At 59.3% G+C, this 20,614-nt stretch carries 17 protein-coding genes, 6 pseudogenes and 1 other annotated feature; of the genes and pseudogenes, 14 read left to right on the top strand and 9 right to left on the bottom strand.

What is annotated here, in order from left to right; all coding sequences use genetic code 11:
- Positions 1-55 precede the first annotated feature (55 nt).
- Positions 56-2,461: a heavy metal translocating P-type ATPase gene (locus NHAM_RS23570; protein WP_011505269.1), complete on the top strand. Its 2,406-nt coding sequence runs from the start codon at positions 56-58 to the stop codon at positions 2,459-2,461.
- Between the two features lie 62 nt (positions 2,462-2,523).
- Here NHAM_RS23570 and NHAM_RS23565 read toward each other — a convergent pair whose 3' ends face one another.
- The gene (locus NHAM_RS23565; protein WP_011505268.1) at positions 2,524-3,144 is read right to left on the bottom strand and encodes a class I SAM-dependent methyltransferase; all 621 of its coding nucleotides are present in this window, start codon (positions 3,142-3,144) and stop codon (positions 2,524-2,526) included.
- Positions 3,145-3,382: 238 nt separating this feature from the next.
- On the opposite strand from NHAM_RS23565, the gene NHAM_RS27395 reads away from it, so the two are divergent.
- Complete coding sequence (locus NHAM_RS27395) at positions 3,383-3,643, top strand: hypothetical protein (protein ID WP_157043871.1); 261 nt, start codon at positions 3,383-3,385, stop codon at positions 3,641-3,643.
- Positions 3,644-3,771: 128 nt separating this feature from the next.
- Positions 3,772-4,515, top strand: a pseudogene (locus NHAM_RS23560) (IS110 family transposase); the annotation flags it as partial.
- A 149-nt stretch (positions 4,516-4,664) separates the two neighbouring features.
- Here the strand turns inward: NHAM_RS23560 and NHAM_RS26025 are convergent.
- Positions 4,665-4,982 (bottom strand): hypothetical protein, encoded by a 318-nt coding sequence (locus tag NHAM_RS26025; protein ID WP_011505266.1) that lies wholly within the window; start codon positions 4,980-4,982, stop codon positions 4,665-4,667.
- Between the two features lie 1,255 nt (positions 4,983-6,237).
- On the opposite strand from NHAM_RS26025, the gene NHAM_RS23550 reads away from it, so the two are divergent.
- The 5 genes from NHAM_RS23550 to NHAM_RS23530 all read left to right on the top strand — a co-directional run bounded on the left by NHAM_RS23550 (position 6,238) and on the right by NHAM_RS23530 (position 9,346).
- Complete coding sequence (locus NHAM_RS23550) at positions 6,238-6,663, top strand: YeeE/YedE family protein (protein ID WP_011505265.1); 426 nt, start codon at positions 6,238-6,240, stop codon at positions 6,661-6,663.
- Positions 6,664-6,666: 3 nt separating this feature from the next.
- Complete coding sequence (locus NHAM_RS23545; RefSeq protein ID WP_011505264.1) at positions 6,667-7,122, top strand: DUF6691 family protein; 456 nt, start codon at positions 6,667-6,669, stop codon at positions 7,120-7,122.
- Complete coding sequence (locus tag NHAM_RS23540) at positions 7,119-7,922, top strand: sulfite exporter TauE/SafE family protein (protein ID WP_011505263.1); 804 nt, start codon at positions 7,119-7,121, stop codon at positions 7,920-7,922. The genes NHAM_RS23545 and NHAM_RS23540 overlap by 4 nt, the downstream gene beginning before the upstream one ends.
- Before the next feature lie 12 nt (positions 7,923-7,934).
- Positions 7,935-8,843, top strand: coding sequence for an MBL fold metallo-hydrolase (locus NHAM_RS23535; RefSeq protein WP_011505262.1), 909 nt, complete (start codon positions 7,935-7,937; stop codon positions 8,841-8,843).
- Positions 8,844-8,953: 110 nt separating this feature from the next.
- Positions 8,954-9,346, top strand: coding sequence for a rhodanese-like domain-containing protein (locus tag NHAM_RS23530; protein ID WP_011505261.1), 393 nt, complete (start codon positions 8,954-8,956; stop codon positions 9,344-9,346).
- A gap of 33 nt (positions 9,347-9,379) precedes the next feature.
- Here NHAM_RS23530 and NHAM_RS23525 read toward each other — a convergent pair.
- Positions 9,380-9,925 (bottom strand): annotated as a pseudogene (locus tag NHAM_RS23525) (IS630 family transposase); the annotation flags it as partial.
- Positions 9,926-10,084: 159 nt separating this feature from the next.
- Between NHAM_RS23525 and NHAM_RS24365 the strand changes: the two are divergent.
- Positions 10,085-11,449: a sensor histidine kinase gene (locus NHAM_RS24365; RefSeq protein ID WP_011505260.1), complete on the top strand. Its 1,365-nt coding sequence runs from the start codon at positions 10,085-10,087 to the stop codon at positions 11,447-11,449.
- A gap of 488 nt (positions 11,450-11,937) precedes the next feature.
- Here NHAM_RS24365 and NHAM_RS29165 read toward each other — a convergent pair whose 3' ends face one another.
- The 4 genes from NHAM_RS29165 to NHAM_RS23495 all read right to left on the bottom strand — a co-directional run bounded on the left by NHAM_RS29165 (position 11,938) and on the right by NHAM_RS23495 (position 14,674).
- Positions 11,938-12,663 carry a hypothetical protein gene (locus NHAM_RS29165; RefSeq protein WP_347336469.1) on the bottom strand — a complete coding sequence of 242 codons (726 nt, stop codon included), beginning with the start codon at positions 12,661-12,663 and terminating at the stop codon, positions 11,938-11,940.
- A 494-nt stretch (positions 12,664-13,157) separates the two neighbouring features.
- Positions 13,158-13,613: a hypothetical protein gene (locus NHAM_RS23505; RefSeq protein ID WP_011505257.1), complete on the bottom strand. Its 456-nt coding sequence runs from the start codon at positions 13,611-13,613 to the stop codon at positions 13,158-13,160.
- Between the two features lie 108 nt (positions 13,614-13,721).
- Positions 13,722-13,958: a hypothetical protein gene (locus NHAM_RS23500; RefSeq protein ID WP_011505256.1), complete on the bottom strand. Its 237-nt coding sequence runs from the start codon at positions 13,956-13,958 to the stop codon at positions 13,722-13,724.
- Entirely contained in the window at positions 13,955-14,674 is a 720-nt protein-coding gene (locus NHAM_RS23495) for a hypothetical protein (protein ID WP_011505255.1), read from the bottom strand. Before NHAM_RS23495 ends, NHAM_RS23500 begins: the two co-directional genes overlap by 4 nt.
- Before the next feature lie 260 nt (positions 14,675-14,934).
- On the opposite strand from NHAM_RS23495, the gene NHAM_RS27390 reads away from it, so the two are divergent.
- The 5 genes and pseudogenes from NHAM_RS27390 to NHAM_RS28765 form a co-directional block, all read left to right on the top strand.
- On the top strand, positions 14,935-15,129 hold the full coding sequence (locus NHAM_RS27390) for a hypothetical protein (RefSeq protein WP_157043870.1): 195 nt from the start codon (positions 14,935-14,937) through the stop codon (positions 15,127-15,129).
- A 176-nt stretch (positions 15,130-15,305) separates the two neighbouring features.
- A complete protein-coding gene (locus tag NHAM_RS28770; protein WP_430707717.1) occupies positions 15,306-15,479 on the top strand; it encodes a hypothetical protein in 174 nt (57 codons plus the stop codon).
- A 255-nt stretch (positions 15,480-15,734) separates the two neighbouring features.
- Positions 15,735-15,792, top strand: a sequence feature (sul1 is cis-regulatory element that is thought to sense ions involved in sulfur or methionine metabolism; They are found in Alphaproteobacteria).
- 81 nt (positions 15,793-15,873) lie between these two features.
- A complete protein-coding gene (locus NHAM_RS23490) occupies positions 15,874-17,355 on the top strand; it encodes a SulP family inorganic anion transporter (protein WP_011505254.1) in 1,482 nt (493 codons plus the stop codon).
- Between the two features lie 75 nt (positions 17,356-17,430).
- Positions 17,431-18,599, top strand: a pseudogene (gene nhaA, locus NHAM_RS23485) (Na+/H+ antiporter NhaA).
- 12 nt (positions 18,600-18,611) lie between these two features.
- Positions 18,612-18,965: pseudogene (locus NHAM_RS28765) on the top strand (hypothetical protein); the annotation flags it as partial.
- A 52-nt stretch (positions 18,966-19,017) separates the two neighbouring features.
- Here NHAM_RS28765 and NHAM_RS26020 read toward each other — a convergent pair.
- Both NHAM_RS26020 and NHAM_RS29530 read right to left on the bottom strand, forming a co-directional pair.
- Positions 19,018-20,060 (bottom strand): annotated as a pseudogene (locus tag NHAM_RS26020) (glycogen debranching N-terminal domain-containing protein).
- 246 nt (positions 20,061-20,306) lie between these two features.
- Positions 20,307-20,447, bottom strand: a pseudogene (locus NHAM_RS29530) (IS5/IS1182 family transposase); the annotation flags it as partial.
- Positions 20,448-20,614: the final 167 nt, after the last annotated feature.

The following is a 20,614-nucleotide window of genomic DNA, read 5'->3' as shown; positions in this document are numbered from 1 at the left end:
CAGGGCGATGAACCACCCTGCCAGGTACCTGTTACAAGTTAATGAGGAAGCCTAAATGACCAGGTCGCGAAACGCAAGTTCCACGGGCCAGCCGATCCACTCCTCGATGGCAACACCCGAGCACCACGGCGACCAGGCGCATGGAAACCACGGACATCGTCCTCCTGCAGAAAACGGAACAGTCCTCGACCCGGTTTGCGGGATGACCGTCGACCCGGCGACCAGCAAGCATCGGTTCGATTACCACGGCCGCACCTATCATTTCTGTTCGGCAGGCTGTCGCACGAAGTTCGCGGCCGCCCCGGCAACATATCTCGACAAGTCCAAGGCCGCGCAGCCCGTTCCGGAAGGCACCATTTACACGTGCCCGATGCATCCCGAAATCCGGCAGATCGGTCCCGGCAGTTGCCCGATCTGCGGCATGGCTCTGGAGCCCGAAGTGGCAACGCTGGACGCTGCACCGAATCCCGAACTGGCGGACATGACTCGGCGGTTCTGGATCGGCCTTGTGTTCGCCCTGCCTGCGGTCGTCCTCGAGATGGGCGGGCATCTGGTCGGCGGCCACGGCTGGGTCGACCAAACCCTGTCGAACTGGATTCAACTCGTTTCGGCGACACCGGTCGTGATCTGGGCGGGCTGGCCGTTCTTCGTGCGCGGCTGGCAGTCGCTGGTGACCCGCAACCTCAACATGTTCACCCTGATCGCGATGGGGACTGGCGTGGCTTACGTCTACAGCCTCGTCGCCACGGTCGTCCCGCAGGTCTTTCCGCCCGCGTTTCGCGGACATGACGGCGCCGTCGCTGTCTACTTTGAAGCGGCGGCCGTGATCACCGTTCTGGTGCTGCTGGGCCAGGTGCTCGAATTGCGTGCCCGCGAGGCGACGTCGGGCGCGATCAAGGCTTTGCTCGATCTCGCGCCGAAGACAGCGCGCCTCGTCGCGGAGGATGGCACCGATCATGAAGTCCCGCTCGACGGCCTGAACGTCGGCGACAGATTGCGCGTCCGACCCGGCGAAAAAATCCCGGTCGACGGTGTCATTCTCGAGGGACGTTCATCGGTCGATGAATCCCTGGTGACCGGAGAGTCCATGCCCGTCACCAAGGAAAATGGTGCCAAGGTGATCGCCGGGACCCTCAATCAATCCGGAAGTTTCGTGATGCAGGCCGAGAAGGTCGGCCGCGATACGGTATTGTCGCAGATCGTGCAGATGGTCGCGCAGGCGCAGCGGTCGCGAGCGCCGATCCAGCGCCTCGCCGATCAGGTTGCGGGCTGGTTCGTGCCTACGGTGATCGCGGCCGCGCTTGTCGCCTTCGTGGTCTGGGCCCTGGTCGGTCCCGAGCCCCGCCTGGCATTCGGTCTGGTGGCCGCCGTCAGCGTGCTGATCATCGCCTGTCCGTGCGCCCTCGGCCTGGCAACCCCGATGTCGATCATGGTCGGCGTCGGACGCGGCGCGCAGGTCGGCGTTCTCATCAAGAACGCGGAAGCGCTCGAACGTATGGAAAAGATCGACACGCTCGTGGTCGACAAGACGGGCACCCTGACCGAAGGCAAGCCGAAGGTCGTCTCCATCGTGACTTCTCCCTCATTCGGGGAAGACGATCTGCTGCGTTTCGCAGCAAGCGTCGAGCGCGCGAGCGAGCATCCGCTGGCCGACGCCATCGTTCGCGCCGCCAAGGAGCGCGATCTGACGCTGGCGAACGTGGAGGAATTCGATTCACCCACAGGCAAGGGCGTGACGGGTAAGGTCGAGGGCAAGAACATATTGCTCGGCAACGTCGGCTACCTGCAGTCGCTGGGCGTCGAAACCCGATCGATGGAACCGCAGGCTGAAGCGCTCCGCGGCGACGGCGCCACCGTCATCAACATCGCGGTCGACGGAAAGCTCGCCGGACTCTTCGCCATCGCCGATCCCATCAAACGATCGACGCCCGATGCCTTGAAGGCGCTGGCCGCGGACGGCATCAAGGTCATCATGCTGACCGGAGACAACAGAACGACGGCAAACGCGGTGGCGAAGCGGCTCGGCATCTCGGAGGTCGAGGCGGAAATTCTGCCCGACCAGAAGAGCGCGGTTGTAAGCAAGCTGCAGAAGGCTGGCCGGATCGTCGCGATGGCCGGCGACGGCGTCAACGACGCCCCTGCCCTCGCCGCGGCCGAAGTCGGAATCGCGATGGGTACCGGTACCGACGTCGCGATGGAGAGTGCCGGAATAACCCTGTTGAACGGCGATCTCGGCGGCATCGTTCGCGCGCGCCGACTTTCGGAAGCGACGATGAGCAATATCCGCCAGAATCTGTTCTTCGCCTTCATCTACAATGCCGCGGGAATTCCGATCGCGGCTGGCGTGCTGTATCCGGTGTTCGGACTGTTGCTGTCGCCGATCATCGCCGCAGCGGCCATGGCGCTGTCCTCGGTGAGCGTGGTCGGCAACGCGCTGCGTCTGCGGATGGTCAAGCTTTGATCGCAAGGCGCGGCCGCAAGGCGGAACGCAACGTAACGATGCTGGACACATATGATACCGACTCAATTTCTTTGGAAGACGCTGAATTGAAATTGCTGCGTATTGCCGCCCGGGGTCAAATGATCGTGCCGCCGACAATCGACCAATGTGAATTCCGCCCCGAACACGGAGGCAAGAGTTTCGGCATCGTAGCGTATGATCGGCAGTCCGCTGCACCTCTCCGGACCGTCCGGCGCAAACGTGCCGATGACGACATGCCCGCCTGGGCGGACGGCCTTTTTGAGGCACGCAACGTAAGCCTCACGATCGGCGGGATCCGTCAGGAAGTGGAACGTGGCCCGGTCGTGCCAGAGATCGTAGCTACGCACAGGGTGCCATCGCGTGACATCCGCGACAACCCACTCTACCTCCGCGCCGGCAGGACCAAGACGTGTTTTCGCGGCGGCAAGGGCGACCGCGGAAAGATCGAGCACGGTGACGCGGCGAAACCGGCGGTCGATGAGACCATCAACCAGGCGTGAAGCTCCGCCACCGATGTCGATGATCTCCGCTTCGTTGGACAAGCCCGCATGTGCGATAAGATCCAGGGACGGCGCCGGGTTCTCCTGAAACCAGCTGACTTCGTGCTCTCGCTTGGTGCGGTACACGTTTTCCCAGTGCGCCTGCCGATCGATCTCGTCCATGAACTGCGTTCCTTCTCAATCAACCAAGGTGCGACCGATGGCGACGCCCCCGATCCTTGACAACAAGAACGCCTCCACGCCTTCCGTTTTCCTGCCGTCGGCTTTGCTACGTGAATCGAGGCGACAAAAGAATCTTCCCGTTTCTCAGGTCCCGCCCGTCTGTCTGCTGGATCCCGACGGGCAACGTTTTACGATCGTCACCGGGTAACCGGAGAAGCGCGAAACTCTGCAACGGCTGGTGGCTGTCACCGCGCGCATTCAAGGGCGCAGCCTGGACTCGGTCGCCGGCGACGTGCGGACTGAACTCGACAAGGCCGGCTTTTTACCCGAAACCGTTCGGTACGAACTCGGTGGTGTCTATAAACAACAGCAAATCGCATTCAAAGGCTTGTTGACAAAAACGCCGGCGAATGCCGCCCGCGGCCAGTCGTGCAAACGAAGAACCCTTCACCGCCAGCGCAAACCTCGTTGCGACTGTCACCCTTGTCAGAAAAGGTGACGTTGCTCAGAGGTTCCCTAGATGCCGTAATGGGCCGGCCTTCGCGAGCCTAGCCAGGTCAGGTGGCTGTCCCTCAGAATGATGATGTTGAAACGGAGTCCGAGTGATCGGCTCCAGGCATCAAGTGAGGAACAGCCATGGACTATTATGCGGGGATCGACGTGTCTTTGAAAGAGAGCAGCATCTGCGTTGTTGACAGGACTGGCAACGTCGTCCGCGAGGTCAAGGTTGCCAGCGAGGCTGAGGTGCTTATTGGCTATTTCGACGAGCTGGAATTACCTGTCAGCCGCATTGGGCTCGAGGCTGGGCCGTTGTCGCAGTGGCTGCATGCTGCGCTTTTGGCCGCCGGGCGCGATGCAGTTTTGCTCGAGACACGGCATGTGAAAGCAGCACTCTCGGCCATGACCGTCAAGACCGACCGGAAGGATGCGCGCGGGATCGCTCAGTTGCTGCGGATGGGCTGGTACCGTCCGGTTCACGCGAAATCGGTGCCCTGCAAGGATACTCGGGCTCTGCTTGTTGGACGAAAACTTCTGCAGGGCAAGCTTCTCGACGTCGAACTGAGCATCCGCGGCATCCTGCGTGGCTACGGGCTGAAGGTCGGCGAAGTGAGCCGTGGACGGTTTGAAGCGCGCATTCGGGAATTGACAGCGGAGCATGTGACCCTGGAAATGGTGATTGGCGCGATGCTCGCTGCGAGGACGGCGTTGTGGAACGAGTTCACCAGGTTGCATCGTGAGATGTTGAAGATCGCGCGGGCCGACAAGGTTTGTCGGCGATTGATGAGCACCCCTGGCGTCGGCCGCGCCTACTTCGGGCTCACGCCGAAAAAATATCAGTCGGGTGAGACCGATCGGGACGGAGGCGTCAGCACCCTCATGCAGTTGCGCTTCACTTCGCTCGTTGTGATTAACTCACGATGGGACTTGCACCTATAAGAATGCGCCCATGCTGAGCGCGCACAGAAAAGGCCGCCGATTGGGCGGCCTTCGTGTAAGGGGAGCGCGGCTGCGCGTCTCAATCAGGTACCGCCGCTGAATCCAGTCTTTTCTTGGCCCCGAGGATTGTTGTCCGGATCATCTTCCTCTACGGCCTTCTTAATTTCGGCCTTTCGGACGCTTTCATCCTGCTCTTGCTGCACCCGCGGCCTCTCGCCTCGGTTCTGCTGTTGGCCGGGATTTTGTTCGTTCATGGTCTTTTGGTCGGCATATCCAGGGTCTGGATTGCCCAAGTTACTAGACGGTCCCATATTGTCGGGGGCCGGCGGCGGATTGCTGCCTCGCCGATCCTGGGACACATCTTTACCCACGCTAGGCCGCGTTTCGGGATCATTACTCATGGGCGCGCTCCTTGGCACATGTGAGGAGCTTATCAATTCGCCAACCAACCAGTCGTTCCATTATTCTGCCCGGCCTGCCGCTGAGCGGGCTTCCGGAGGAAGCATAAGGCTGCCGACCACGCGAGAGTGATCCCTCGGCCGATGTGCTACGGTTTTGATTTTTAACCGCGTTGTCGCCGGTTGCCTGGTGTCGTTTGATGGCTGGCCCACGAGCTTCAATATGCGCGCTTGTGGTCGGCACCGAGTTGTTGCCAGCGATACCTTTGGCCGGGCACACCTATTACACCGCCCTACGGGCCTCGCTTGCTTCCATGGACAGCGTGAGAGCAGAATTATGAGGAACAAGCAACGGACCCTCGTTGTTGTCCATGGCTCTGAAAATAGGAGGACAAGACATGGGAAAGGGCGCTCTTCTTTGGTTGGTCGGCATACCGCTCCCCATCATTCTTCTGCTTTGGCTGTTTGGTTTTCTGCACTAATTGGGCAGCGTCTCGTAACCTGAGTGGATTCCTCATCCTCCGCGGCCAAGAGCAGGCGATGCAAGCCGCGATGGTCGCGGCCCGATTACCAGGGCCGGCAGTCGCGCTATGCCGTGGCGATCGGGTATCAGTGTCTGCGGAGGGAAAGCTGCGGCATCCGTTCTTCAAAAGGCCAGCGGGAAGATCTATGATGGACACCATTCTCGCCGAGCTCGTCGCGCTGACAGAGCTATCGCGGACAAGCGAGGCGATTGCAGCCGGTTCGGCATTGCCGCGCCTCGCGATTCGATTGCCCCCACTCCGGAGGCAGGAGATTATGCAGCGAACGGTCTGAACGGTCGCCGCGAAGTTTGGCAAGCAGGCAACGCTCCCGCTCAATTCGGGCCCGAGGAGGTCTCGCTGGGTCTCGTCCTTCGCGCTCGCCAGAAGCCTCCGGTAGTCCCGGCCTCTCGCAGTCCCGTGTCAGTGTCTCACGCACGTTGCAAGCCAAGTATCCATGAGGATTCAAGCCGCATTCCTCATTAGATTTGTCCACTCGTGTTCCTGATGAGTAATTGATTCGTAGCCTGCAAAAGAGGTCGGAACGGCGGCGATATCGGGGAGTTACAGAAGGATGATGGAACTCCGCGAGCAAGCGCGCCCAGCCAACGGGTGCAGAAACTTAGATGATTTGGTATCGCATCGCCGATCAACGGATCGAGCAGCTCTTTGCCGCCTTGCACCATCTGTTTTGTCGGAATCGTCCCGAAGCAAAAAGACCGTGAGGCGCGTTCCCCGTGGATAATTTTACGCCCTTCTCTGCGTTGGCCGGCGGATCGCTCATAGGTCTGGCTGCGGCCCTCCTGCTTCTGCTCAACGGGCGAATAGCCGGCGTCAGCGGAATTCTCGGTGGCATCATCGGCGCCATCGTACCCGAAGCGACGTGGCGGGTCGCGTTCATTGCCGGTCTGGTTCTGTCGTCGGTTGTCTATGCAGCAAGCGGGGCCACGCTTCCTCGCATCTCGATCGACCATTCCGTCGGAGCGTTGATCATCGCCGGTCTTCTGGTTGGGTTCGGAACGCGTCTTGGCTCCGGTTGCACGAGCGGCCACGGCGTCTGCGGGATGGCGCGTGGATCGCGACGGTCATTGGTTGCGACCGCAGTGTTTATGGGAACATCCATCCTGACCGTGTTTGTTGCCCGCCACGTCATCGGGGGCTAATGAATGCAAGTTCTTATTTCTCTCGCGGCTGGTCTCATTTTCGGCCTTGGATTGATCATCTCGCAAATGATTAACCCGGAAAAAGTCCTGGCATTTCTCGATGTGGCCGGAGATTGGGATCCAAGCTTGGCATTCGTTCTGGCCGGAGCGGCCGCTGTATCGGGACTTGGCTATTTCTTTTCGAGGCGGCGCAGCGCACCTCTTCTGGCCGCGCAATTCGACATCCCAGACCGACGCGACCTCGATGCCCGCCTTATCATAGGCGCTGCGTTCTTTGGCGTCGGTTGGGGTCTTGTCGGGCTTTGCCCCGGCCCCGCCATCGTGGCTTTGCCGCTGGTGGGCCTGCAAGGGGTCCTGTTTTTCGCAGCGATGCTGATCGGAATGGGTGCTTTCACGTTGCTGCCCTCTGCAGTTGCGCCATCGTCGTCGCATTCGCCGGCCTTGGACGCCGATGCATGATGCCCGGTGTTTCCATTAGCCTTTTTGCGATGGGATCCGGGGGCATCGTTGGCCTGGTCCTTGGCCTTGTGGGCGGTGGAGGCTCAATTCTTGCGGTTCCGCTCCTTGTGTATGTGGTCGGCGTGAAGTCGCCTCACGTCGCAATCGGCACCAGCGCGATCGCCGTATCGATGAGCGCTCTCGGCAACCTCTTTGCCCATTCTCGGGCCGGAAACGTCAAGTGGCGCTGCGCCTTCGCTTTCGCCGCGGCTGGCGTGATCGGCGCACTCGCGGGCTCGCAGGCTGCCAAAGCCCTGGATGGTCAGAAACTCCTCGCACTCTTCGGCGTAGTCATGATCGTTGTCGGCAGTATGATGTTACGAAAGCGCCAGTCCGGCGAAAATGACGATGTTCATTTGACAGCTGAAAGCGCAAAAGAACTGCTGCCGCTTCTCCTTGGCATCGGCTTTGCTGTCGGTGTCTTCTCCGGATTTTTCGGTATCGGTGGTGGTTTCCTAATCGTGCCGGGCCTGATCCTTGCGACCGGCATGCCGCTGACTTCTGCTATTGGGACCTCACTGGTTGCCATCACGGCCTTCGGAGCCGCAACAGCCGCCAGCTACGCTTGGTCAGGTTTCGTTGACTGGGCGGTCGCCGCGCTTTTTGTGCTTGGCGGACTCGCCGGAGGAGTTGCCGGCATGCGAGCCGGTCAGGTCCTGGCCAAAAGTAAGCGCACCCTCAATATCGTTTTTGCAAGTCTCGTCATTGCTGTCGGGGTTTACGTGACTGTTCGCGGGCTTACCTCCCTCGTGGCAACTTAGAGAGCAGTGCAGATGTCAAACATACATGTCAGCAAAGGCACCCCCATCGTCGCCGGGTTCTTCGAAAAACGCACATCAAGCGTTCAATACGTAGTGGCCGACCCCGAAACCAAGAAGTGCGCGATTATCGACCCCGTGCTCGATTTCGATCCGAACTCAGGTGCCACCGCGACCCATGCCGCGGACGAATTGCTGCATTTCATCAAACATGAAAATTACACACTGCAGTGGGTTCTCGACACGCATCCCCATGCGGACCATCTTTCGGCAGCGGGCTATCTGAAAGACAAGACCGGTGTGCCCACAGCGATTGGCGAGAAAGTCGTTGAGGTCCAAAAGCTATGGAAGGAAATCTACAATTACTCAGACGCGTTCCCCACCGACGGGTCGCAATGGGACAGGCTTTTCCGAGATGGCGAGCGATTCAAGATCGGCGATATGGATGTCGAAGTCCTACTAACCCCGGGACATACGCTTGCTTCGATCGCGTATCTGGTGGGCGATGCTGCTTTCATTCACGACACCATCTTCATGCCCGATGGGGGTACAGCCAGGGCGGATTTTCCGGGCGGCAGCGCCCGCGAGCTGTGGAACAGCATCCAGCGCGTCGTGGAGTTGCCGGATAAGACCCGTTTGTTCACGGGGCACGATTATTGTCCCGCCGGACGCAAAAAGCCGCTCTGGGAAAGTACGGTCGCTCAGCAACGCGCCGAGAACATCCACCTGACCAAGGCGCGAACGGAGCAAGAGTTCGTGGCTCTTCGCGAGAAACGCGATCGCGAACTGCCGATGCCGAAACTCATTTTGCATTCTCTGCAGGTGAATATTCGCGGAGGCCGGCTCCCGGAAACGGAAAAGGACGGCAAGCGCTATCTAAAACTTCCGCTCAATGCACTCGGAGACGCGCCTTGGAATGCGTGAAAGACGGGATCATGCCAGCTCTCACGATTCGGGCATACTCACCGGCTGCAGCCCGAACCCGCTTGATGCTCGAGACCCAGTATCGCCCAATCAAACCGAAGGAGACCATCATGGCAACTAAGAGAGCGAAAGATCTGGTTGCGGAGGCTAACCGCAATGTCGAAACTCTGTCAGGTGCCGAAGCGGAAAAGCTCGTGAGCGACTCCGACGTGGTGTTCGTGGACATTCGCGAGTCCGACGAACTGCAAAAGACGGGCACCCTAAAAGGCGCCTTGCATGTACCGCGCGGGTTCCTCGAATTTCAAGCCGATCCTACCAGCCCTACTCACAAGCCGGAACTCGGCGGCGGCAAAAAGTTGGTGCTCTATTGCGGTTCCGGCAGCCGGTCTGCTTTGGGAGCCAACACTCTAATGGAGATGGGCATTATAAACATCGCGCACGTGGCCGGTGGTTTCCCCGCTCTGCAACAAGCAGGCGCTCCATGCGAGGAGGCTAAGCAATGAACGATAGGATCAAGGGTGGAATGTGAAGGCGCGCTAGTGGATGGAATCTAACGCTTGGTGCCCGCGTCTGACAGCTCGGATAATTTCGTTGGGATCAGCGGTCCATGTGAAGGGTTTTGATTCTGCGTTGTGTTCGACGACGAAGCGATTGATTGCAGCCTGCAGGTCGACGACCGATCGGAAGATGCCGCGTTTCAGCCGTCGCTTCGTCAGCTTGGCGAAGAAACCCTCGATGGCGTTGAGCCAGGATGCCGATGTGGGCGTGAAGTGGAAGGTCCAGCGGGGATGCCGTGTCAGCCATTGGCGCACCTTCGGATGCTTGTGGGTAGCATAGTTGTCGACGATGGCGTGGATCGACTTTTGGACTGGTACCTGCGCTTCAATGGCATTGAGGAAGCGGATGAACTCCTGGTGCCGGTGGCGCTGCATGTTGCGGCCGATGACGGTACCGTCGAGGACGTTGAGAGCAGCGAACAGCGTGGTCGTACCGTGGCGTTTGTAGTCGTGGGTCATCGTTCCGGCACGGCCCGGCTTGATCGGCAGACCGGGCTGGGTGCGGTCGAGCGCCTGGATTTGGCTCACGTGGGGATTTGTGGGTCAAGATGTTCGGATCAGGATTCCATGGGGCGCTGGTGAGCCTTCGTCCGACGGGCTGAGCATAGCATCCCGCTCAGCCTCCACGGATCTTCGCCAGGGCATCTCTGACTATGAGCCCTTATTGCGCAAAAGACGGGAGCGGTGACACGACTGAACAGCGACCTTTCCAACCTGCTTGACAGCACGGAAATTGCGACGCTGTTTCTCGACGAAAATCTCCGGGTCCGCCGCTTCACACGCGGCGTCAACGAGATTTTCCATCTCCGCGACGCCGATATCGGCCGGCCGATCACGGAAATCGTCAGCCTGCTCGAGTATAGGGATCTGCAGCGCGACGTGAAAACCGTGCTTCGCAAGCTATCGACGGTTGAGCGCCAGGTGACGCTTCACGACATCAGGACGACGTTTATCCTTCGCGTCCGGCCCTATCGTACAGTCGATAACGTCATTGACGGCGTGGTCCTGACCTTTGTCGATATTACCGATCGCCAGGCGGCCAACGAAGCTGTGCGCGCCAGCGAGGCAAGATACCGGATGCTGTTTGAGTTCATTGACGAGGGGTTTTGTACGCTTGAAAAGGTCGAGACCCGCCCCGGTGAGTTGAGCGACTTTCGTTACCTCTCCGCCAATCCCGGGTTCGCGCAGCAAAGCGGCGTCGGTAACGTGGTGGGCAGGACCATTCGAGAGATGTTTCCCAAGGAGCCCCAGGAGTGGTTCGACATCTATGACGGCGTTATGGCGACCGGGGAGGCGGTGCGGTTCGAACGCGATCTGGTGTCGGTCGGTCGGATGCTGGAACTGTTCGCTTTTCGGTTCGATGACGGAGCGGGTCTGAAGCTCGGCGTGATCTTCCAAGATGTTAGCGATCGTAAACGGCACGACGGACAGCGGGAGCTGCTGCTCAATGAGATGGATCACCGGATCAAGAACCTGTTCGCCATCACAAGCGGCGTCGTGTCGTTGAGTGCGCGTTCGGCAACGACACCCAAGGAGATGGCAACGGCGATCCAGGGGCGCCTTGGCGCGCTGGCAAGCGCCCATCAGTTGGTCAGGCCGCGGCGACTTGAGGCCGGATCGGCGAATCCGATAGTGACGTTGGCCGATATCATTCAAACGGTTCTTCGCCCTTATAGCGCGACCGAGGATCCGCGCGACGAGCCGCGCTCCGTGATCGAGGGGCCGGATGTCGCGGTGGGCGGTGATGCCGTCACCAGTCTTGCGATGGTTCTGCACGAACTGGCCACGAATGCTGCGAAATACGGAGCCTACTCGAAGGCTGGCGGGCGCGTCGAAGTCACTTGGTCGGTCAAGAAGGGTCGGCTTGAGCTCTCATGGACCGAGCGGGGCGGCCCACGTGTCAACGGCGCGCCTGAGCGCGAAGGGTTCGGCAGCCAACTCGCCCGCAAGAGCATCAATGGCCAACTGGACGGGCAGATGACCTATGACTGGAATCCGGACGGGCTGACGGTTCGTCTCTCGGCTGCGGCGGAACGGCTGTCGTCCTGATAGGCTGGTCGAAACCTCGATGTTTGTATCTCGTGCGGGAAAGCGCACTGTCTCCCTGCGCCGAAACACAATCGGGTCCGCCTCTTTCCGAAAACTGAACGCGAGTTATCGGGTTGTAGCAGGCACCGTCGGAGACGTTCTCGTGGTCATAGGCGCAGCCGGCGCAACCGGACGATTGCTGGTCTGACCGACCGTGGACGAGCTATTGTTCCCCGTATTGCCGGTAAAACCTCTCCACGTCGGCCAAACGAACAGAGCGCCGACGATCACCAGCGCCCCAAGGATCGCCCAAATCGTCCCAGCACCTATTCCCATCGTAGTGCGGTTCGAGTTGTTATCACGGTTCAGATTTGAATTGCGGTTCATGTCTGGCATCGTTATTTCCTCATGCTTGATGAGAACACCAATACCCCACCGCCGTCGTAGTTCCACGCGCCTGTGTCTACGTTGCCAGCTCATGGATGAGTATATTGCAAGCCTCGCTCGCTTTAGCTGAAATTTCTGCTGGCGGCGACTACTCGCGGCCCTGAAGGATCGAGCTTCGCGCTCGCGGGTGTATTCTTCTGTTTCCGGATGACAGTCCGGCCTTGAAAATCTCGGCATTGACATTCTCGGGAACAGTTTGACTCTGCATCTCCCCACATTTGGCGTCCATGGCCGGACGCGACGGCAGCAGGCGATCGACTGTGCCGCACTTGCTGCAGACCACAAGATTTGCAGTCATTTGCTTCTGCCTGGGCGTGCATGATACCGCCTCTGGATACGTTTGATGACGGGTGTGCTCTCCCAAATACATGTAAGTCATCAGCCAGGGACCGTCTGCATACTCCGTTCGGGGCTGGGTCATCTCGAAACCGGCCGAGCGGAACAACCGGCTGAGCGGATATCCAGATCGGCGTCAGTTCGCCGGCACGATGCAGCTTCGCCAGCATCAAAGTGTCCCGGTGATCGGTCTTCATCCGGTCGCCCGCCTTCATCGGAATCAGCGATGGTGCCACCACGACGCAGTCGTGCCCCAAACCGATCAGCAAACGGTGAAGTCCATATCCGCAAAGACCAGCTTCGTAGCAGAAATTGAGGCGAGGTCTCTGCTTACCAAGCCGAGCCACCATTTTGCGTAGGACGTCGGGGCGGTTCTCGAATGCGCCAACCTCTCGTACCTCGCCTCCGCGGCCGCTCTCGGCAATCGCCACGCAAACCGTCGCCTTGTGCACATCCAATCCGACGTATGTGATATCGTTTATTAAGCCCGTCCTCCATGCTTGAGGCTCTGTGCCGGCAATTCAGCACAACCCTCGACATTATGCATGCAGAGGACGGGCCGCCGATCACTCAGCGAGCATCGGGTCTATGACGCATCAATCGACGCGAAAGCGAAAAGAATTAAAATCGTAAGGTCCGATCAGAATAAGTGTCGCTCGCGATCGTAGGTTTCATGAATTCATTTTCTTTAATCGTCGGTGAATCTATTCCAGATCCCATGTGCAACCAGACATCCAGATGACGTCGGGTGCCGCGATCGCCATCGCGATGACGCTCAACAAACTCTGCACCAACACCACGAAGTTCGGAGCCCTGTCGTTGCCGACGGGGCGCGTCGACGTAGGCTGGACGCTGATCCCAACGCGCAACGCGTGCAGGGGGGCCAGACAACGGCGACGTTGGCTCCAGCGCGTTCGGCTGAGTCTACTCTGGATGGGCGGCAAGCTCACGAGCGGCCTTCGCCGCCCATCGTGCTACTTGGTCGCAGCGCGGACCACGCAGGCCGCCGTGTTTCATCCGGACCGAGACCGGGCTGCGAGGTGCCCGTGTTGTCTACAACCAGTCGAAGCGTCGGCTGGACCTGGCTCGGTGCGGTAACGAACGTCACGCGGGCTCCGGTCGGTTGCTCCTGCTCTTCCGACCAGGCGGGAGTCGGCGCTTCCAGCGAAGCCAAGAACTGCCTGCCCGAATCCGTGATGCACCAACCGCGATCGTCCCGCAGCACAAATGAATCTGCAAAGATTTCGAGCTTTGGTGCGCGTGCGGCCAACCGGCGCATACAGTCGGTCCAATCCGATCCGCTCGACATCAGGATGCTGACATAGCGCGTCAGTTCAGCAACCGAGGCGCGCCCATCCGGATGGCCCGCCAAGACCTTCAAAATCGTAATCTGAAAGCTCACGGCACGCCCCGCGACAAACTAATTTCACCACCATGCTTGTCCCGGGTGCCCGTCCATCGGTCCCACAGCAGGATTTCTCCACCTGTCTCTGACCGGCAACAGCAAGTTCTACCCACGGGTCTGCGTTAAGGCAGACCAGGCGACGGTACGGCCTGCCGCAAGCGCTCCGCTCCAGCGGCAGTGCGGTGGATCGGCCCGCATTCGTCGCACTTGATGTCCGCCGCCATAGGTCTCGTTGATTTTCTCGGCGGTGGCGATCTCCGCGATGGTTGCGTGGGTGCCGTTCTCCAGCATTTCACGCCAGCGGAATGCGCGGCGGCGATCGCTACGACGCTCCAACGTCACCCAGCTTCGGCAATTGTGTCCTGGTAAGCGACCTGCTCCATCAACCCGCTCACAAGGGCAACTCGATAGATCGCCTCCGCGAAACGGCGGTCATCGATCAACTCCTCGCGCCGATTGCGGAGCAACTGCGGCGTGTCGGCAATCGCATCTTCTATCAGTTCTATGTCGAGCGGCACCAGGACGCCGGCCGTCATGGCGAAGCCCTCGGGCGTAAAGAGCCGAGTGGCCAGCGCTGCCCCGTCCGGGAGCGAACTCTCAAGGCCCTCATCGACCAGCCAAACCTCCACGCCGCGAAACAAGTCTTTGACAATCAGGCCCGCAACAGGGTGCCGGCGCACAATACTGATGATCGCGAAGCGCGCGCGTCGCATGGCCTCGAGCATGAGTGATTCGTCAGACCCTGGCGCCAGACGTGCCGCTCTGGCATAACGATCAATCGCCCGGGAGCGGTCCTTTGCCGTGTGGATCGCAAGGTCGAAAACGAAATTAAGATCGTCCATGCTGTCGAGGAGCAGCGTCTTGCCCTGAGCCAGACCTAAGCGCCGAGCCTGGGATATGATCGTATCCTTGGATAAAAAATCCAGTACTGCGGAATGATGCTGCCGGCTGATTTCCCGTAAATGGCGGTAACGGGTAAGCACCTCGGCGCGGCTCAACAGGGCCGCCGGCCTCTCAATGGCGTTGTCTTCCCGAAGGACGACGGCGGCGGAAACCATGTGACCTCCACGTTCGACGATGCGCGCCCGCGCGGATGACGCCGCGGCGCCACAGCATGGCCCGCTTTTAATCCAACATGCTGATTCGGGAAATTGGCAAAACCTAAAATCCGAAGCTTGGCTGGGGGGCAGCCAGTTACCCGCTGGATGGTGACGTTACCAGCCGACGATTGTGCCCGAGGATGGACCGGTGAGTGTTTCTGCTAACGGTTGATTAGGCGCGCCGCTGGCATCCTGCCGCTGATTCGGAGGGTGCTGCGTTGAGTGCTGAAATCATCTGGCTGTGCGACCGGCGAGCCGAAGCTGACGCAGATCGCGCAATTGACCTGCGCACTGCCGTCGACGTGGCGATCCGTGATCTGCAGGAAATACAGGCCCACTGGGGTACCGAGCTAGCGCTCGAGCGTTTGGCGGAATGCCGGTCAATGCTCCGGACGGTGCTTGAGGCTTCGTGAACCAAGCGTGTTGGATTCTGCTCGCGCGAACGATCGGCCTCAGCCGAAAGATGTCGCCCGTTGCTCCCGCCACCCCACTGGAAACACCCGTAGCAGGCAGTCTACGTGCTGGTTCGGCGGTTGCCGTCCGTTCAAGATAGCCTCAGCGATGTTCGGGGCCAGCAGCGTCAGCATACGTGCTGGTCGCCATCATCAAGAAGCGGCTCCAACTCTCCGCCAGCCTCTATGAAATCCTACAGATCCTGAGCCTCACCATGTTCGAGCGAATGCCGATAGATCAGCTACTTTCGTTGCAGCCGATCGTCGTGGCCGAGCCCGTTTCGGCCAACCAATTGACTTTGTTCGTTTAACGTTGGGGCACTACTGACGCGACCTATCTGCTGAGAAAATTATCGTGCGATGAAGCGCCGCGTGAGTGACTGATTTTTGGTGACAATCAAACTGAGTAATTGAGGTATGTTATGGAATACGTAGCCATTAAGCCGTCTATTAAACTAGCGAATTTGGATTCGCATAAGCTATCTTATGGAACATCGGGCCGCGGCTCCGGCAGGGGCGCTCTCAACAGTTGATTTTGCAGTGCAGCGAAGGCATGATGCGGGCTCGTCGGACCCGAGGTGTTGTTTCGGGTGGCTCCGCCGGGCGCCTATCCCCCGGAAACTCTCAGCGAAATGACGTCTCTGTCTGCTTTTGGTCGAACGGGCACAGCCCCCTCGCCTCGCTGACTATTTTGGTTCTCACAACATGAGGTTTTTCCAAGCGTTTCGCCGTGAATGGCTGACGAACATTCCGACTGAACTTCTCTCCGGTACGCTGGTCGCGCTCGCATTAATCCCCGAAGCCATTGGTTTCTCGATCGTTGCCGGCGTTGATCCCAAGGTCGGTCTTTATGCCTCGTTCTCGATTGCCTGCGTCACCGCCATTGTGGGTGGCCGACCGGCAATGATCTCCGCGGCGACCGCTTCTACCGCCGTTCTGATGATCACATTGGTTCGTGACCATGGCCTTCAATATTTGTTCGCAGCGACCGTCCTGATGGGATTAATCCAGATTCTGGCCGGCGCCCTGCGGCTCGGTCTCCTGATGAAATTTGTGTCGCGCTCGGTCATGACGGGATTTGTCAACGCGCTGGCGATTCTGATTTTCCTGGCACAGCTGCCGCAGCTAACCCACGTCGGCTGGCAAACCTACGCTATGGTCGCCGTCGGCCTGTCGATCATCTACCTTTTCCCGTTCGTCACCAAGCGTGTACCGTCCGCGCTCGTCAGCATTGTCGCCTTGACTGCTTTTACCATTTACTCCGGCATCAAGCTGCGCACGGTCGGCGATATGGGTGAGCTCCCCTCTAGCTTGCCCTTTTTTGCAATTCCCCAGGTGCCCTTCACCCTGGAGACTCTCAAGATTATCCTGCCCTATTCATTGACGATGGCGGCCGTCGGCCTGCTGGAATCCTTGCTGACCGCGTCGATCGTGGACGACATGACCGACGCGGGTAGCAACAAAAATCGGGAATGCGTTGGCCAGGGTGTCGCCAACTTCGTGACCGGATTTCTGGGCGCGATGGGCGGTTGCGCGATGATCGGTCAATCGGTCATCAACGTCACTGCAGGCGCTCGCACACGGCTTTCCACCTTTTTTGCTGGCGCTTTTTTGCTGTTCCTAATTGTCGTTCTCGGAGACTGGGTCAAGCAGATCCCGATGGCAGCTCTGGTCGCTGTGATGATCATGGTGTCGATCAGCACATTCAACTGGTCGTCCGTCACAAGCTTGCGTTCGCACCCTCTCAGCTCAAGCGTGGTGATGTTGGCAACCGTCGTCGTCGTTGTGGCGACCGGCGACCTTTCGATGGGCGTTCTGACAGGCGTCATCCTGAGCGGCGTATTTTTCGCGGCAAAGGTCGCACGGTTGCTCGGGATCGTTACCGAACCATCGGAAGATGGCAGCCAGATTAATTATTACGTCACTGGGCAGGTGTTCTTCGCCTCCGCCGGCAGCCTCATCGACGCCTTTGACTATCTTGACGTCCCTGCGCGTGTTCGCATCGACGTAAGCGAAGCTCATTTCTGGGACATCACGGCCATTGGCGCCCTCGATGACATCGTGCTGAAACTTCGCCGTCATGGGGCGCAAGTTGAGATCATCGGCCTGAACAAAGCCAGCGCAACAATGGTGGAACGGTTCGGTAGGCATCATCGCCTTAGCGTCGGCCAGAAAGCCGTGCACTGATGCCAGGGTCAGCCAAGCCACAGGATGATAGCCGAAAGTCATTGAGGCCGCGCGTGAGTGGGGGCAATCTCACGCATGCAATTAATATCTAAGCCGAAGTCGACATTCCGCCGCTTGCTGACCAGTGAAGCGGGCGGCGGAATCGCCTTAATGGCGACAGCGACCGTCGCGCTGATTGTAGCCAATTCGCCTTGGGCGTCAGTCTATTTTGCAACGCTGCAATCCCATGCGGTCGGCCTTACCGTGCTTGAGTGGATCAACGATGCGCTCATGGCAGTGTTCTTCTTGATGGTGGGCCTGGAAATCAAGCGGGAGTTCATCGAGGGCCAGCTCGCAACTTGGCCGCGGCGAATGCTCCCCGCGATGGCAGCGCTCGGCGGCATGGTCGCTCCAGCGCTTACTTACGTGGCGTTTAATCTATTCAGCGCTCAAACGCTGCGCGGCTGGGCGATCCCAACGGCAACCGATATTGCCTTTGCGCTGGGTGCATTGGCTCTATTGGGCTCACGCATCCCGGCTTCATTGAAGGTTTTTCTGACTGCGCTTGCCATCTTGGACGACCTTGGTGCTATCAGCATTATCGCAATCTTTTATACCGATCATCTAGCGCCTATGTGGCTCGCGGCCGTCGTCGCGACGTTTGGCCTCCTGATGACGCTGAACTATCGAGGCGTGACAAATTTGGCACCCTATCTTCTATTGGGCGCGTTTCTTTGGTTCTTCATGTTGAAATCAGGAGTGCATGCAACGCTCGCCGGTGTGGCCCTCGCATTTTCGGTCCCACTGAAACGCCTGCCGTCAACGGGCCAGCTGCCGTCGTTACTGAGGCTTGAGCACGCGATCCAGTGGCCCGTGTCTTATTTGATTATGCCAGTCTTCGGCTTCGCAAATGCCGGCGTTTCCTTTGCGGGATTGAACTGGGCGACCATTACTGCTCCGGTGACGCTTGGCGTCGCCGCTGGTTGTTTTTCGGCAAGCAGATAGGGGTGTTCCTGGCGACTTGGGCGGCCGTTCGCCTAAAGCTCGGCGCTCGACCAGGCCATGCAAGCTGGCTGCAGATTTACGGCGTCGCCCTGCTGTGCGGCATCGGGTTCACCATGAGTCTTTTTATCGGACTGTTGGCGTTCCCAACGGTCATCGCCTTTCAAGATCAGGTTAAGTTAGGCGTATTGATAGGATCGGCCATGGCAGGCGTCGTCGGCATTCTGGTGTTAGCCCTCGCTCCATCACGAACCGCGTTATGACCGCGTAAGTGGGTATCCGTCGATGGCGTCCAGGGTGTGAAGTTCACCGGACACATCGATAGCCTGTCGCCCGCCAGCGGTGCTCAGTTTGCACTCCTGCCGCCCGACAACGCGACCGGAAACTTCACCCGCATCGTCCAGCGGATTCCCGTCAAGATCACTTTCGACAAGGATCAGCAAGGGCGAATCCTTCCAACCCTGGTTGTAGGCGCCGGCCTTGGATCGGGTCTGATATTCCTGAAAGCCATCACCGTCCCGGTCGCCGTACTTGTCGATCCAGGTCAGGCATTTTTCCGCGACCGGCATGTACCGAGCCAGCAAATCGGGATCGGCGGTGCACCGCCACGCGTTGTGCAGCACGATTAAATAGAGAATGGTGGCGTCGGCTGTCCCGTAATAGGGCGTGTGCGGAATAAGCTTAAAGTGCGCCAACTCTCCACGGACGCAGTTCGTGCATGATCTTGCCGGGCTCCGCGTCGCGATAGTCGTCGCGCTTCTTAGCCTGGTGGCGGTTCAGCACCTCCAGCGCGCCGCGGGCGAAACGAGGGTGCACCATGGCGTTCTGCAGCGAGACGGTGAGGCTGTCGCGCCCGAAAAGAGCCAGGAACCATGGAACCCCGGCAGCCGGCACGAACTCCAAATGGTCGGTGCCCTCAATGGGAAGCCGCAAGGCGGCCATATCCTCCAGCGACTGGTGGTAAAAGCGGTAGAACTCCTCATTGCTTGTCTCGATCTTCAGCGTCGCGTCCTTCCACTGGCTCAGCTTGCGGTGCGCGCCAGCGTCACCCGTCTGAGCGATGCAGTGAGCCGGCGCGTGATCGTCAGCTTTCCCGTCTCCGACCGCATAGAGCAGGCACGAGTGCCACGCTTCGCCGGGCTTAAGTTCAAGCTCGAAACTGATCCGGCCGTTGGCATAGACCGGCTTTGAATCCCACTTGTGCGCGGTGACGGTGAGCCGACGCTCGAAGTCCTTGTTGACATAGGCGATCGTGAGGCGTGTAGCGCCTTGTGACCATGCCGATGTGATGCGGCCGCGCCTGACGATATTGCCGGACTTCACTTCGAAGATGTCGGCGAAATCGCTGCGTACCGCGATCTCGAGATTGAACTGCACCTTGCTCATGCCATGATTGACCAGATCGAGATCCTCATGGATCCCACGCCGATGGAACGGCTGATCGACAGACCGAGGGTATGTTCCGGGACTTCGCCGATTTGGGTGTGGATGGTCGGATTGGTGAGGAAAATACGATTGGCGTAGTAGGCGATGTTGCCGCTGTTCAAGAGCTCCCATGGCGTGCCGTCGGCGAATATTTGCCATGACGAGATGACCCGGGTATCGGAGTGATAGAAGCCCTTGTCCGTTGGCCAGCGGATCTGACCGTCTGGGTCGGTGATTAGGACCCCATAACCTTGGTTGATCGCCAACCTTGGCGGTCCGACGGTGATTTCAAGGACCATGAATGACTTCCGTGCAAGTGCTCAGTAAGCCGCCAGCTAGAAGGGTCGGCGCTGCCGTTCCGTCGGACCGCGCGGCCAGTCGCTGAATGTGCAATTTGTCACGATAGTGTCTGATATATGAGGTTCGTCAATCTCGGAAACTACGCAGGAACATAAACCGATCGACGGCGTTCTCGATCAGATCGGCCGCCAAGGGAACGCGGCTATAGTGGGGCTCCATAATTTCTCAGAGTCTATCCGGAAACATTATGCGGGATTGCATAGCTTTCTCAGCATGAGGCGGATCGACGCGAGACGCAGGAACGCGAGCGCTTTCTGATTGAAATTCTCCCAATCCCTGGCAAGCCTACGGCATCGTCCCAGCCACGCGAATGTGCGCTCGACGATCCGCTGTACAATGTTGCGTGGAACTGGTCGCCTGGCTTGGTGATTTTGGGCCAGTTGGGCCCTCGAGTGGGGGAACCCTGAAGACGATCTCGACGTGCGCGTCGTCGATTTCGACCCGGCGAACCACGGTGCGAATGATCTGCCGCATGCCGATCCTATCAAGGCGG

Source organism: Nitrobacter hamburgensis X14 (genome assembly GCF_000013885.1).
GTDB lineage: Bacteria > Pseudomonadota > Alphaproteobacteria > Rhizobiales > Xanthobacteraceae > Nitrobacter > Nitrobacter hamburgensis.
Note: the sequence above shows the minus strand (reverse complement) of the source record. Positions and strands in the feature narration are given on the sequence as shown.